Raw genomic sequence first — 787 nt, 5'->3', positions numbered from 1 at the left:
TGCCGACTTGCTGAACACTCGGCCACGCCAGACGCTGGGCTGGAAGTTTCCGGTCGAGGTACTGGTTGATTACCTTCAACTATCCGCGAGCAACAAGCTCGAAACCATTAACTGACTGTTGCACTTGGAACCTGAGGCCGCCCACTTGAGCAAAACGGCGATAGCTCGCAGAGTGAGTTGTTGAAGCTGCCCATGATGGCGACGCGCTCCTCAGTGCTGAGATGTGTGTACTTCGTGGCATGGCAACACCTTACATCAGGTGTTGCACTTGGTCCTTGAGACCGCCATCCTTAGCCATCCACCACAACCGGAATCCATTACAGGCAACTTACATGCAGACTTCCAACTTGGATTAAAAGCAGCACCTGAATTTAACCCAGGCAATATAAATCATTTGAAAAGTCAGCAGCTCGACTTCTACCCCAAAACTTCACCGAGCACCTTATAGGCCCAGTCAAAAAAATAGCTCAACTTAAATAAAACTTGGGTCCGCACTTGCCTGCGATGAAGCTATCCAAAAAGGAGCCGCAGCTAAGCCACTATCACTCCAGAAAACTTGGCAGGACTGTCCAGGCAGAACATATATAGTATTAAGATAATTAAAAGCCAACCCGTTCCAAAAAAAAACTCTCACCACTGAAGTGCACTGCTATAGATTCGTGACGACTGGCATTTTTAATATTAAACCAATCTCCGTCTTTCAACTCCATCCGCGTAGAGGGACCAATATTAAGAGAAGTATCCGGCTGTGCCACTGGACTCAGGAGCCAAGTCGACCCATTGACAA

1 protein-coding gene and 1 pseudogene are annotated in these 787 nt (G+C 47.9%); one reads left to right on the top strand and one right to left on the bottom strand.

Annotated elements, in window-relative coordinates; genetic code table 11:
• Positions 1–115: pseudogene (locus F8N44_RS31020) on the top strand (IS30 family transposase); the annotation flags it as partial.
• A gap of 484 nt (positions 116–599) precedes the next feature.
• On the opposite strand, the gene F8N44_RS31990 reads toward F8N44_RS31020, so the two are convergent.
• On the bottom strand, positions 600–787 hold a 188-nt coding region (locus F8N44_RS31990; protein WP_224794858.1), incomplete at its 5' end, for a hypothetical protein.

Origin of the sequence: Pseudomonas fluorescens (assembly GCF_902497745.1) — a bacterium.
Taxonomy (GTDB): Bacteria; Pseudomonadota; Gammaproteobacteria; order Pseudomonadales; family Pseudomonadaceae; genus Aquipseudomonas; species Aquipseudomonas fluorescens_BM.
The sequence above is the reverse complement of the archived record's forward strand: the minus strand, read 5'-3'. Positions and strand labels throughout refer to the sequence as shown.